General features: G+C 64.4%; 14 protein-coding genes. 10 read left to right on the forward strand and 4 right to left on the reverse strand.

The features are described 5' to 3' along the window. Window positions 1-87: 87 nt before the first annotated feature. Entirely contained in the window at window positions 88-756 is a 669-nt protein-coding gene (locus JHD73_RS23155) for a DUF1266 domain-containing protein (protein ID WP_199032525.1), read from the forward strand. On the opposite strand, the gene hutC is transcribed toward JHD73_RS23155, so the two are convergent. Beyond that, window positions 753-1,466 (reverse strand): histidine utilization repressor, encoded by a 714-nt coding sequence (gene hutC / locus JHD73_RS23160; protein WP_199032526.1) that lies wholly within the window; start codon window positions 1,464-1,466, stop codon window positions 753-755. The two genes, JHD73_RS23155 and hutC, sit on opposite strands and share 4 nt — an antisense overlap. A gap of 153 nt (window positions 1,467-1,619) precedes the next feature. Here hutC and hutU point away from each other — a divergent pair, with 153 nt between their 5' ends. The 4 genes from hutU (at window position 1,620) to hutI (ending at window position 7,211) form a co-directional block, all read left to right on the forward strand. After that, window positions 1,620-3,338 carry a urocanate hydratase gene (hutU, locus tag JHD73_RS23165; protein ID WP_199032527.1) on the forward strand — a complete coding sequence of 573 codons (1,719 nt, stop codon included), beginning with the start codon at window positions 1,620-1,622 and terminating at the stop codon, window positions 3,336-3,338. Between the two features lie 120 nt (window positions 3,339-3,458). Continuing rightward, window positions 3,459-5,015 (forward strand): histidine ammonia-lyase, encoded by a 1,557-nt coding sequence (gene hutH, locus JHD73_RS23170; protein WP_199032528.1) that lies wholly within the window; start codon window positions 3,459-3,461, stop codon window positions 5,013-5,015. Window positions 5,016-5,017: 2 nt separating this feature from the next. Beyond that, window positions 5,018-5,995, forward strand: a complete 978-nt coding sequence (gene hutG / locus JHD73_RS23175) for a formimidoylglutamase (RefSeq protein WP_199032529.1) — start codon at window positions 5,018-5,020, stop codon at window positions 5,993-5,995. Further along, window positions 5,988-7,211, forward strand: coding sequence for an imidazolonepropionase (gene hutI, locus JHD73_RS23180; protein WP_199032530.1), 1,224 nt, complete (start codon window positions 5,988-5,990; stop codon window positions 7,209-7,211). Before hutG ends, hutI begins: the two co-directional genes overlap by 8 nt. Window positions 7,212-7,228: 17 nt before the next feature. On the opposite strand, the gene JHD73_RS23185 is transcribed toward hutI, so the two are convergent. Next, on the reverse strand, window positions 7,229-8,227 hold the full coding sequence (locus JHD73_RS23185; protein WP_199032531.1) for a CsgG/HfaB family protein: 999 nt from the start codon (window positions 8,225-8,227) through the stop codon (window positions 7,229-7,231). A gap of 319 nt (window positions 8,228-8,546) precedes the next feature. Between JHD73_RS23185 and hemH the strand changes: the two genes are divergently transcribed. Together hemH and JHD73_RS23195 are read left to right on the forward strand one after the other, a co-directional pair. After that, window positions 8,547-9,662: a ferrochelatase gene (hemH, locus tag JHD73_RS23190; RefSeq protein ID WP_199032532.1), complete on the forward strand. Its 1,116-nt coding sequence runs from the start codon at window positions 8,547-8,549 to the stop codon at window positions 9,660-9,662. Continuing rightward, the gene (locus tag JHD73_RS23195) at window positions 9,659-10,054 is read left to right on the forward strand and encodes an RNA-binding S4 domain-containing protein (RefSeq protein WP_199032533.1); all 396 of its coding nucleotides are present in this window, start codon (window positions 9,659-9,661) and stop codon (window positions 10,052-10,054) included. Before hemH ends, JHD73_RS23195 begins: the two co-directional genes overlap by 4 nt. 35 nt (window positions 10,055-10,089) lie before the next feature. Here JHD73_RS23195 and JHD73_RS23200 read toward each other — a convergent pair whose 3' ends face one another. Next, the gene (locus tag JHD73_RS23200; protein ID WP_021195890.1) at window positions 10,090-10,284 is read right to left on the reverse strand and encodes a hypothetical protein; all 195 of its coding nucleotides are present in this window, start codon (window positions 10,282-10,284) and stop codon (window positions 10,090-10,092) included. A gap of 262 nt (window positions 10,285-10,546) precedes the next feature. Between JHD73_RS23200 and grpE the strand changes: the two genes are divergently transcribed. The 3 genes from grpE to rnk all read left to right on the forward strand — a co-directional run bounded on the left by grpE (window position 10,547) and on the right by rnk (window position 12,021). Further along, complete coding sequence (grpE, locus tag JHD73_RS23205) at window positions 10,547-11,185, forward strand: nucleotide exchange factor GrpE (protein WP_199032534.1); 639 nt, start codon at window positions 10,547-10,549, stop codon at window positions 11,183-11,185. A 20-nt stretch (window positions 11,186-11,205) separates the two neighbouring features. Further along, window positions 11,206-11,454, forward strand: coding sequence for a hypothetical protein (locus tag JHD73_RS23210; RefSeq protein ID WP_199032535.1), 249 nt, complete (start codon window positions 11,206-11,208; stop codon window positions 11,452-11,454). Window positions 11,455-11,616: 162 nt separating this feature from the next. Then, window positions 11,617-12,021 (forward strand): nucleoside diphosphate kinase regulator, encoded by a 405-nt coding sequence (rnk, locus tag JHD73_RS23215; RefSeq protein WP_199032536.1) that lies wholly within the window; start codon window positions 11,617-11,619, stop codon window positions 12,019-12,021. Between the two features lie 133 nt (window positions 12,022-12,154). Here the strand turns inward: rnk and JHD73_RS23220 are convergent. After that, window positions 12,155-12,440 (reverse strand): phospholipase A (locus JHD73_RS23220; RefSeq protein ID WP_199032537.1); only part of this gene is annotated, 286 nt, incomplete at its 5' end.

Consider the following 12,440-nt stretch of genomic DNA (forward strand, 5'->3'; position numbering starts at 1 on the left):
GACGTGCCTTGGCCCGACATGTCCGCGCAGGAAGCGGAAGCACTGGCCACGCAAGCCGGCGCACACCACGGATAGGCGAGGATATCGATGCCCACCTGGCTCAAGATTCTGCTGGCGGCGTATGTGCTGTGGCGCGTGGTCCGGTACTTCCGGCCGGCCAAGCGCGCCGCTTTCACGCCGCGCAAGCACTGGGCGCTGGCTTTGGCGCAGCCCATGGTAGAGACGACCGGCTTGACGGGCTTCATGAGCCCGGTCACGACTGAACTCAATGAAGAGGCGCGCAAGCTGTTTCGCGCGCCGCTGCTGCACCAGATGGAGTTACGCCCCACCACATCCGATGATGAGGTGAGGGCGCATCTTTCTCGGGTGCTGGAAGCCCAATGGTTTCGCGCAGACCTGCATGCACTACAGCCCACGGATGACCCGCGTGCGGCGCTGGCGTTTGCCTGCGTGCGCATGGCGTTCCTGGTGCGCAACGCCATGCTGATGGGGTGGGCCGACCCGATGGTGGCGTGGCGGGTGCTGCTGCTCAACGCACAGCGCGCGCAGGATTGTTTTGTGGGTTGGGAAGACTTCGGCCACGCCTTCATTGCGGGGCGGCGGCAATGGGTGGCCGCGTTTCGCGCCGATCCGCTGGGCAGCGGTTTTGATGCCTCGCACGTGCGCCAACTGCTCGATCCCAAGGGGGCGTGGGCGGGGCTGCCGTGGCCCGGTGAACCTGCACTGAGTCCCGGCGCAGCGCCGGTGGCTGCCTAGAAACTCCCCGTGAACTGATAGCGCCCGCCCGGGTGCCACATGGTCGCCACCGAGGCGACCTGACCTTGCGACAGGGTCTTGCGCCGCAGCATCAGGCACGGCTCGCGCACATCCATATGCAGCATCTCGGCGATGTCGCGCGGGGGCAGGCGTGCCTCGATACCGTAGTCGACACCCTGCAGCGGGGCAGCACGCATCAGGTAGGCATTCGGCGTGGTCTGCGTGAAATCCTGCTCCATGTAGTCAGGCGCCAGTGCAGCATTGACCCAGCGGTCTTCCGCCTGGATCGGCAGGTCGTTCTCGAAATGCACGATCAGCGAGTGAAATAGCAGGTACCCCGTCGACACGCCAAACGCTGCAGCCAGCGCCTCATTGGCGCGGGCGCGTTCAAGCTTGTGCAGCTCGGCGCGATGTTGGTGGCCGCGTGCGGCAATCTCCTCGGCAATGTTGCGGATCGCCACCAGCGTCGCCTGGTACTTCTGCTGCGCAACGAACGTGCCGAGCCCCTGCACGCGCGTGAGGATCTGCTCGGCAGTCAGCTCGCGCAGTGCCCGGTTGACCGTCATGCGCGACACGCCAAAGGTCTGCGCCAGGGTTGTTTCCCCCGGAATCATTTCGCCCTCCTGCCACTCGCCGCTGCGGATGCGCATGAGGATGTCTTCCTTGATGCGCTGGAAGGCGGGGGTGCTGGCGGACTGATCTTGTGACATGGAGTCGACTTTGGGGGCGGTTTGGAGACGGATGTGATGTGCGGATGCCAGCCATCATCAGGGTTTGCTCTTAGCTTGTAAAGTTTTCTTGCCTAAGTTGTATATACAACATAAGATGCTCAGCACACCCAAGGAGTTCGCAGGAGACCTCACATGAATGCCCCGACCAACACCGCACACCTGACCAATGACCCGCGTTACGACGCCTCGCGCGAGATCCGCGCACCGCGCGGGACTGAGCTGCACTGCAAGAGCTGGCTGACCGAAGCCGCCTACCGCATGCTGCAGAACAACCTTGATCCGGACGTGGCCGAGAACCCGAAGCACCTGGTTGTCTATGGCGGCATCGGCCGTGCGGCGCGCGACTGGGCCTGCTTCGACAAGATTCTGGAAACGCTGCGCGAGCTGAACGACGACGAATCGCTGCTGGTGCAATCGGGCAAGCCGGTGGGCGTGTTCAAGACACATCCGGACGCACCGCGCGTGCTGATCGCCAACTCGAACCTCGTGCCGAAGTGGGCGAACTGGGAGCACTTCAACGAGCTGGACCGCAAGGGCCTGTTCATGTACGGCCAAATGACCGCCGGCAGCTGGATCTACATTGGCAGCCAGGGCATCGTGCAAGGCACGTATGAGACGTTTGCCGAAGCGGGTCGCCAGCATTACGACGGCAAGCTGGCTGGCCGCTGGATCCTGACCGCCGGCTTGGGCGGCATGGGCGGTGCACAGCCGCTGGCCGCCACGCTGGCCGGCGCTGTGTCGCTGAACATCGAATGCCAGCAATCGAGCATCGACTTCCGTCTGCGTACGCGCTACCTCGACAAGCAGGCCAAGGACATCGACGACGCATTCAACCTGATCCGCCACCATTGCGAACGCGGCGAAGCCGTGTCCATCGGCCTGCTTGGCAATGCAGCGGAAATCCTGCCGGAGCTGGTCAAGCGTGCCCGCGCCGGCGGCCTGAAGCCGGATCTGGTGACCGACCAGACCTCGGCGCATGATCTGGTCAACGGCTACCTGCCGGTGGGCTGGACGGTTGAGCAATGGCGTGCTGCGCAACGCGATCCGTCGCAGCACGCCCGCCTGACCGAAGAGGCCGCCAAGTCTTGCGCGGTACACGTGCAGGCCATGCTCGACTTCCAGGCCATGGGCATCCCGACCGTCGATTACGGCAACAACATCCGCCAGGTCGCGTTCGACCAAGGCGTGAAGAACGCCTTCGACTTCCCGGGCTTCGTGCCGGCCTACATCCGTCCGCTGTTCTGCGAGGGCAAGGGCCCGTTCCGCTGGGTGGCACTGTCGGGCGATCCGGAAGACATCTACAAGACTGACGCCAAGATCAAGGAACTCTTCCCGCACAACACGCACGTGCACCGCTGGCTCGACATGGCGCGTGATCGCATCGCCTTCCAAGGTCTGCCCGCACGTATCTGCTGGCTGGGCCTGGGTGAGCGCCACCTGGCTGGCCTGGCCTTCAACGAGATGGTCAAGAACGGCGAGCTGAAGGCCCCGATCGTGATCGGCCGCGATCACCTCGACACCGGCTCGGTCGCCAGCCCCAACCGTGAGACGGAATCCATGCGCGACGGCACTGACGCCGTGTCGGACTGGCCGCTGCTCAACGCGCTGCTCAACACTGCCGGTGGCGCGACCTGGGTGTCGCTGCACCACGGTGGCGGCGTCGGCATGGGTTACTCGCAGCACTCGGGCGTGGTGATCGTGGCTGACGGCACGGACGCCGCAGCCAAGCGCCTCGGGCGTGTGCTCGTCAACGATTCGGGATCAGGCGTGATGCGCCATGCCGACGCCGGCTACGAGAGCGCCGTCGCCTGCGCCAAGCGCAACGGTTTGAACCTGCCGATGATCGGCTGAGCCCGGATCGGATTCAGGCATCCCCGCGCGGGCGGGGATTGGATACGACCAGACGATGTGCCCCTGCGATGTACGCTTTTTTGTGCAAGGGCGACAATGAAACATCCCATTGCTTTGACCATGAACACCATGACCACGCCCCCTGTCCTGACGCTGCAACCCGGCGCGATGTCCTTTGACGACCTGCGCCGCGTCTGGCTCGCGCCCACGCCTGTGGCGCTGTCGGGCGATTGCGCTGCCGCCATCGAGGCATCGGCCGCCACCGTGCAGGCCATCGTCGCCAAGGGTGCCCCGGCGTATGGCATCAACACCGGGTTCGGCCTGCTGGCCAAAACGCAGATCCCCACGCACGAGCTGGAGCGTCTGCAACGCAACCTGATCCTGTCGCACGCCGTGGGTACTGGCGAAGACGTGAGCGACAGCGTTGCGCGCCTCGTGCTGCTGATGAAGGCAGCCAGCCTCGCACGCGGTTACTCGGGCGTGCGCCGCGTTGTGATCGACACGCTGCTGGCGTTGCTGAACGCAGGTATCGTGCCGTGCATTCCGTCCAAGGGTTCGGTGGGTGCGTCGGGCGACCTGGCGCCGCTCGCACACATGACGCTGGCCCTGCTGGGCGAGGGTGATGTGCGCGTGAACGGCGTGCGTACCCCGGCACGTGAAGCGCTGGCCGCCGCCGGTATCGAACCGATCGCACTGGCCGCCAAGGAGGGTCTGGCGCTGATCAACGGCACGCAAGTATCGACCGCGCTGGCATTGAATGGCCTGTTCCTGGCCGAGCGCCTGTTGAAGGCCGCCACCGTGGCCGGTGCGCTGTCGGTGGACGCCGCCAAGGGCAGCGATGCGCCGTTCGACCCACGCGTGCATGCCGTACGTGGTCAGGCTGGCCAAATCGCCACCGCCGCCGTGTACCGCAACCTGCTGGCCGGCAGCGCCATCCGCCAGTCGCACCTCGTGGGCGACAAGCGCGTGCAAGATCCTTATAGCCTGCGCTGCCAGCCGCAAGTCATGGGCGCGTGCTTTGACCTGATCCGTCAGGCCGGCGCCACGCTGCTTACCGAAGCCAACGCCGTGACCGACAACCCGCTGGTCTATGCCGAAGCCGGTGAAGTGATCTCGGGCGGCAACTTCCACGCCGAGCCGGTGGCGTTTGCTGCCGACATGCTCGCGCTGGCGATTGCCGAAATCGGTGCGCTGTCGGAGCGCCGCATCGCGCTGCTGATCGATTCCACACTGTCGGGCCTGCCGCCGTTCCTGGTCGAGCAACCGGGCTTGAACTCGGGCTTCATGATTGCGCACGTCACGGCGGCTGCCCTGGCGTCGGAAAACAAGACGTTTGCCCACCCGGCCAGCGTCGACAGCCTGCCGACCTCCGCCAACCAGGAAGACCACGTCAGCATGGCGACCTTCGCCGGCCGCCGTCTGCAGGACATGGCAGAGAACACCGCCACCATCGTCGGTATCGAGGCACTGGCCGCTGCGCAGGGCATTGACTTCCACAAGCCGCTGGCCACATCCGACACGCTGCAGAAAGCGCATGGCTGTATCCGGTCACGCGTGGCGTACTACGGCGAGGACCGCCTGTTCGCTCCCGACATCGAAGCGGCCCGCCGCCTCGTGCTCGATGGTGACTTGGGCGATTCGTGCCGCGTCCAACTGGCCGACCTCGCACTCGTCTGATCATGCTGGCCCAAGCTGAACCGAACGTCTGGCAAGGCCGTGTGGATGCGGAGGAGGGGCCGCTGGGCCTGCGCTGGCATCAGACGGTCCACCGCATTGATGCGTCGACGTCGCTGGCCAACACGGTCGCGCTGGCGGGGTTTGCGTGCGATGCTGGTGTCGCGCGTAACTACGGGCGCACCGGTGCGCAGGCTGGCCCGAACGCTATCCGCAAGATGCTCGCGAACCTGCCCGCACGGGCCGGCCGCGTGGTCGTCGATGCGGGCGACGTGACGTGCCAGGGCGATGCGCTGGAAGACGCGCAGAGCGAGCTGTCCGGCGTGCTGCACGATCTGCTTGACCGTGGCGCGTTTCCCATCGCGTTGGGCGGTGGGCATGAGATCGCATGGGCATCGTTCGGCGGCTTGGCGCGGCACTTGGCCGCCAAGTCGAAGCAGGCACCTCGTATCGGCATCCTCAATCTCGATGCGCACTTTGACCTGCGCGCAGGCGAGCGCGGCAGCTCCGGCACGCCGTTCCGCCAGATCGCCGAAGACTGTGCGCGGCGCGGCTGGCCGTTCCACTACGCCTGCCTGGGCGTGAGCACCTACGCGAACACTGAAGCGCTGTTTGCCCGCGCCCGCCAGCTAGGCGTACGCTGGATGCATGATGACGAGATGGACATCATGCAGCTCGCACACGTGCTGCAAGTGGTTGAGGTGTTCCTCAGCCAAGTCGATCATGTCTATCTGACGATGTGCCTGGATGTCCTGCCGGCCGGCGTCGCCCCGGGCGTGAGCGCGCCCTCTGCACGCGGCGTGTCGATGGACGTGATCGAGCCCATCGTGGATCGCGTGGTCAGCTCGGGCAAGCTGCGGCTGGCAGATGTGGCGGAACTGAACCCGTCGCTCGACATTGATCACCACACGGCACGTGTCGCTGCCCGCCTGGTTGCGCGGGTGGCAGACGGCATTGGTCTGCAAGGAACCGCTCATGGCTGACACGCAGTGGGATGCACTCTGGGTCAACGTCCATCTCGCCACGCTGGCGGCCGATGCCGACGGCTACGGTGAGATTCGCGACGGCGCCATCGCTGTCAAGGACGGCCGCATTGCGTGGCTGGGTGCGCGTGCCGACCTGCCCGCCAACGCCAGCGCCACGCGTGAGCACGATGGCGGCGGCGCGTGGCTCACACCGGGCCTGATCGACTGCCACACGCACCTCGTCTACGCCGGCAACCGCAGCAATGAATTCGAAGCCCGCCTGAATGGTGTGCCGTATGAAGAGATTGCGCGCGCGGGTGGCGGCATTCTGTCCACGGTGCGCGCCACGCGGGCGGCCAGCGAAGATGCGTTGGCCGAAGCCAGCCTGCCGCGTCTGAACGCGTTGCGCGCAGAAGGCGTCACGACCATCGAGATCAAATCCGGCTACGGTCTGGATCTGGAAACCGAGCGCCGCATGCTGCGCGTCGCACGCCGCTTCGGCCAATTGTTGCCGGTGCGCGTGCGCACGACGTTCCTCGGCGCGCACGCCGTGCCGCCGGAGTTCGCCGGCCGCGCGGATGACTACATCGATTACCTCTGTGCCCAGGTGTTGCCCGCACTGGCGGAAGAGGGCCTCGTCGATGCCGTCGACGCGTTCTGCGAAACCATCGGCTTTTCACCCGCACAGACGGCGCGCATGTTCGACGCTGCGCAGCGTCTGGGCCTGCCGGTCAAGCTGCACGCGGAGCAACTTTCCGATCAGGGCGGGGCGGCGCTGGTGGCACGTTACGGCGGTCTGTCCGCCGATCACCTCGAATGCCTGACCGACGCCGGCATCGCCGCCATGGCGCAGGCGGGCACGGTGGCCGTGCTGCTGCCCGGCGCGTTCTACTGTCTGCGCGAGACCCGCCTTCCGCCGATGGCCGCGTTACGCGAAGCCGGCGTGCCGATGGCCGTATCGACCGACTCCAACCCGGGCACTTCGCCGCTCACGTCGCTGCTGCTGGCGATGAACATGGCCTGCACACTGTTCCGCCTGACACCGCTGGAAGCACTGACGGGCGCCACGCGCCACGCCGCCGCCGCACTGGGTCTGTCCGGCACCTGCGGCGTGCTTGCGCCAGGCTGCGTGGCCGACTTCGCGCTCTGGCGCATCGATCGGCCTGCCGACCTGGCTTATGCGATGGGCCTGAACCCCTGCGTCGGCGTGGTCAAGGATGGCGTGGCAGTGTAGAGGGGCGCATTTATCGCTCAGCGGGTTGCCTGCGGAGCCGAAGCGCGAGGGTCGCCTGGCTTCTTCTTCAGCTTGTCCTGCTGGGCGATGCCTTCGCGCACCCGCACGAGGGCTGCGTTGACATCTGGGTTCGGCTTTGTCAGCGTCGAATCCACTTGTTGGTATTTCACCAGGGCTGAATCGAGGCGGCCACTGACTTCATCACACACGGCGAGGTTGTACTGCAGCGCAAAGCTTGAAGGATTGGCGCGTGCGAGTTCGCCCCACTGTGTGCACGCCCGATCGAATCGCCCAGCATTTGCAAACTCCAAGGATCCTCTGAACGTCTCTAGAGACTGCGGGTTGATCCCATCCTCATTGCTCTGGAACTTGACGAGCACGTTTTTCTCGTATGGCGCCACGTCTTCCCGCGCCTGTTGGAAAGCACTCGCCGCGGCTTTGGCCAGCAGCACCTGTTCGGGGTCGTCGGTCGCCTGATCATCACACCGATACGAGCTTGCCAAACCGACCTTGGTTTCGCTGTAGACAACCGTGCCGCGAGTCACCTCAACAAGTCTTGGCGTTAGTTCAAATCGAGCCGTTTTTGTCGTGCAGCGGACCTGCGTTGTGAAGCACTTCTTGTCCTTGTCTTTTGGGCAGACAGTTCGGCTTTCCGTGGAGTACTTGTAGGCGATCGGGGCAATGACAACGGTGCCGCCATAGAGCGCTTCAGCGCCGGTCAGGCGCCCGATCTTCGAGGCCGAGCGAGGGTCGACAAGCCCGCTGCGCTGTAGTGCGAGTTCGCCAATCACATTCAGAAGCTGCTGCCGATCAACAATCGTGAAGTAGGGGCGTTGTTCGTACCGCACGGAAGACAGCATGCTTTCGAAGTCGACGGTGGCTTTTGCACCGCCATCTCCATCAAAGGGCAGCACTGCCACGCGGCGATATTTTGCCGCATCGGTTTTCGCCGCAAACTGCATCGACACCGGTGCCGTATTGCTCGCACACCCGAGCAGTACGAACGGTGCGATCAACAGGGCTGCGCAGGTTCGGTACACAGATTTCGAGGTCGTGCGAACCGTTGTTTTCTTGACTCCCATAATCACCTTGTTCTTGTTGGTCGAATTCTAGGGCTGATGGAATGGCGTGCAATATCGGCGCTAAGAGGCGATGCCGCTGTGGCGGCGACTGCCATTTGAGCCGCGAGTTTAGCCCAGGCGTTGAGCGAGTCGAATATTGGCATCGCCCTGTGCAGCGCAATCCTGTGAGGTTCTTTAGAGCAGACGAGGTTGGGAGAGGTACGTTTTACTCACACTCGTATAATCGGCCGGGTCATTCGCGACCCCGCGTTCCATGCCCTTCTTGCCTGAACCTCTGTTCCAGCACGGCCAGCCCGATCGCACGGCGATCCTGCTGGTCAACCTCGGTACACCCGACGGCACCTCGCCGCGCGAGGTCGGCCGCTACCTGCGCCAGTTCCTGTCTGATCCGCGCGTGGTGGAGATTCCGCGCGCCGCGTGGTGGTTCATCCTCAACGTGTTGATCGTGCCGCTGCGCTCGCGGGCGTCCGCACACAAGTACGAGAGCATCTGGCTGCGCGAGGCCAACATGACGGGCTCGCCGTTGCTCGTCTATACCGAGCGCCAAGCGCATGCGCTGCAGCAGTTGTTGAACGCGCAAGGCCACGACGTGGTGGTCGCCTGTGCGATGCGCTATGGCAATCCGTCGATCTCGTCAGTCATGCAGGCACTGCGCAAGCAGGGCGTCGAGCGCATCCTTGTGCTGCCGATGTATCCGCAGTATTCCGGCACCACCACGGCCACGGCGTTCGACGAGGTCTTTCGCGTACTGGGGGAGATGCGCAATCAGCCGGAGCTGCGCCTGGTCAAGCATTTCCATGACGACCCGGCCTATATCAATGCGCTGCATCAGCAGGTGGGCGCGTACTGGGCGCAGCACGGCACGCCGGACTTTGCGCATGGCGACAAGCTGCTGCTGTCGTTCCACGGTGTGCCGCGCCGCACGCTCGAACTGGGCGACCCGTACCACTGCGAATGCCTGAAGACCGGCCGCCTGCTGGGCGAGGCGCTTGGCCTGCAGCCGGGGCAGTACTTCGTCACTTTCCAGTCGCGCTTTGGCCGCGCCGAGTGGCTGCAGCCGTATACCGCACCCACGCTGGAAGAGCTTGGCCGTGTCGGCACCAACCGGGTCGACGTGTTCTGTCCGGGTTTCCCGGCTGACTGCCTGGAGACGTTGGAAGAGATCGCCATGGAAGGGCAATCCACCTTCCGTGTCGCCGGTGGCAAGGATTTCCACTACATCCCGTGTCTGAACGACAACGAGGCGTGGATCGCCGGCATTGCCGACATCGCACTCGCGCATCTGCAGGGCTGGCCGCTGACGCTCACGCATCCGCACGTGCTCGAAGCTAGCCGCACGCGCGCGCAGAGCAAGGGTGCCGCTGCATGAAAGTGAGCACCGACGCGGCAGACCGCGTACGTATCGACAAGTGGCTATGGGCGGCGCGCTTCTTCAAGACGCGCTCGCAGGCGACTGACGCGGTGGAGCGCGGCCGCGTGCAGATCAACGACCAGCCGGTCCGCCCGGCCAAGGACGTGAAGATTGGTGACCGCGTACGGGTGCACGCGCATGAACAGCAGTGGGAGTTGGAAGTGCTGGCGCTGGCCGAGATACGCGGTCCCGCTTCTGTTGCGCAAACGCTCTACGCCGAGACGGATACGAGTCGCTTAAAACGCGAGGAAGATGCCGACAGACGTCGGCTCTATCGAGAGCCCGCCACACAAATTGCGGGTCGACCGACCAAGCGGGACCGGCGTCGCATCGACAAACTGGGTGATTGAGACGGCTGAAGTTAGCCGATGCGCGCGAGTGTGTGCTAACTTGCGAAGCTCAGGCCGCGCGACAACTGCTGCATCTGCGCCGGTTTGCTGATGTAGTGCTTGAAGATCGCCTTGCCGCTGCCGTACTCCGTATAACGCGGTGTGACGGCGCCGGACAGGCAAATGAACGTTGTCGCTGCGGTCAAGGTCAACAGCAGGAGCACGGTGAATACGGGTAGCTTGTTGTGCATGGTACGAACCCTCAAAGAAGCTCGCGCCCCCCAGATTTTTCTTGCATCATAGGTGGCCAATTGTGGCGTCGCAATCGCCGTGCCGTTGCAGTTGGATGAAACTTGTAACGCGATATTTCGTGATGCACGGCGCACAGTTGCCGTGCGTCACGCGCCCTTGAAAGGCGCGCCAAATGCCCCATATCGGGGAGAAATCGTTTGTGAAAATCCAGCGGATCTGGCGCCCGGCACATGTTGTGCGTCGATCCCTTTATCCAGCGCTATGAAACACACTTCGGAAACCCCCTCGACCCCGGACACGCAAGCCGCCCAGCCGACGCAATCCGCTGCTGCCGGCCAGGCTGCCAATGCCTATTCGAGCCAGGCTCAGCGCGCCAGCGCCGATGCCCAGGCCGTTGCCGGTGACGAAGCTGCCGTGGCGGAAGCCGTGGCCGATGCGGACGTCGCCGAACTGCGCCGCCAACTGGAAGCTGCCGAGGAAAAGGCGCGCCAGAACTACGAAAACTGGGCACGTGCCACGGCTGAAGGCGAGAACATCCGCCGCCGCGCGCAGGACGATGTGGCCAAGGCGCACAAGTTCGCCATCGAGAGCTTTGCTGAATACTTGCTGCCCGTGATGGACAGCATGCATGCTGCCCTGGCCGATAACTCGGGTGACCCTGCCAAGCTGCGTGAAGGCGTCGAACTGACGCTCAAACAGCTCAACGCCGCTTTCGAAAAGGGTCGTGTGACCGAGCTGAACCCGGTGGGCGAGAAGTTCGATCCGCATCGTCATCAGGCTATTTCGATGGTGCCGGCCGATCAGGAACCCAACACCGTGGTGACCGTGCTCCAGCGCGGTTACACCCTGGCCGACCGCGTGCTGCGCCCGGCCCTGGTGACGGTGGCTGCACCCAAGTAAGCGAAAGCTGACCTCGCTCTATGATCCAGAACACCACCGCCTCGCACGCTGCGACTGCCGCAATCCCGGTCGATACGACCGTGTTTGCGGTGTTCGGCGTGTCTGGCGCGCCGGTGTTCCTGCGCTTTCAACGTGGCATGCAGCTTGCCGCGGCTTTTCTCGTTGCACTCTCTTCCCGCGTCGTGCGCCCGAAGCGCATGGCGCACGCATTGCCGCACGCCGCTCAGGCGATGACCGCGGCCCTTGCCGCTGCCCGGCGGTTGTTCTAGTGCCCTAGCGGCACCTCGCCGCCGGGCTCCCTCCCACACCTGCAGTTCGGTATCACCACCGGCCGGCGTTTCGCCCGCTGGTTTTCTTGCCATCGCCCAGGGCTGTCATGCCATCGGCGGTGGCGTTACCTAGTGTTCAAGACGAATCCGTAGGAGATCGCTATGTCCGCAGCCGTCATCTATCTGACCGAGCTCGACCTCACCCGCCTGGAAAACGCTGCTGCCCGCGCCGGTAGCAGCTCGCCGTTGGCCGAGCTCGTCGATGACCTCATCGCCCGTGCCAACGTTGTGCCCGGCAACAAGATTCCCGCCAACGTGGTGACGATGAACTCGGTGGTCCGCGTGGTGGATGACGCCGGTACGGAGCAGGAGTGGACGCTGGTGTACCCGGAAGAGGCCAACGTGGCGTCGGCCAAGCTGTCGGTGCTCTCGCCCATGGGCGCGGCGCTGCTGGGCCAGCGCGAGGGCAAGTCGGTCAAGTACACCGCGCCCAACGGCGCTAAGCATGGGCTGCGCATCGAGCGCGTCGCCTTTCAACCTGAAGCCAGCGGCCAGCACACGCTGTAACGCTGACGGGCGGAACCTGTTCACGATCCGTGGCGAGCGGCCCGAGGTTGGTCCGAGAAACGCAGCCGTACATGGGTACGGCGAGTATCACAGGGCCAAGATCGGGCTGCGCAGTAGGATCGTGAACAGGTTCCTAGCGCGAGAGGCTGTACCCGACACGCAACTGCGAGCCCAGCTTGTGGTTGTAGTCGAGCAGGCTCTCGCCGTAGCCGGTGAAGTACTGGATGAACAGGTAACCGGCCGTGCCGCTGAAGATGCGGCTCATCGGATAGGTGAGTTGCGCATCCACGCTGCCGTAGCCTTTGCGCATGCCCTTGCGCAGCGTGGCGGCCAATTCCCAGCCATTGGGCGCACCATACGACACACGGAAATCTCCAAAACCGCGGTAGTTCGCGATGTCGGTGTTGCCGCTGCGCGTG

This window comes from Ralstonia sp. ASV6, assembly GCF_016429285.1.
GTDB lineage: Bacteria > Pseudomonadota > Gammaproteobacteria > Burkholderiales > Burkholderiaceae > Ralstonia > Ralstonia flaminis.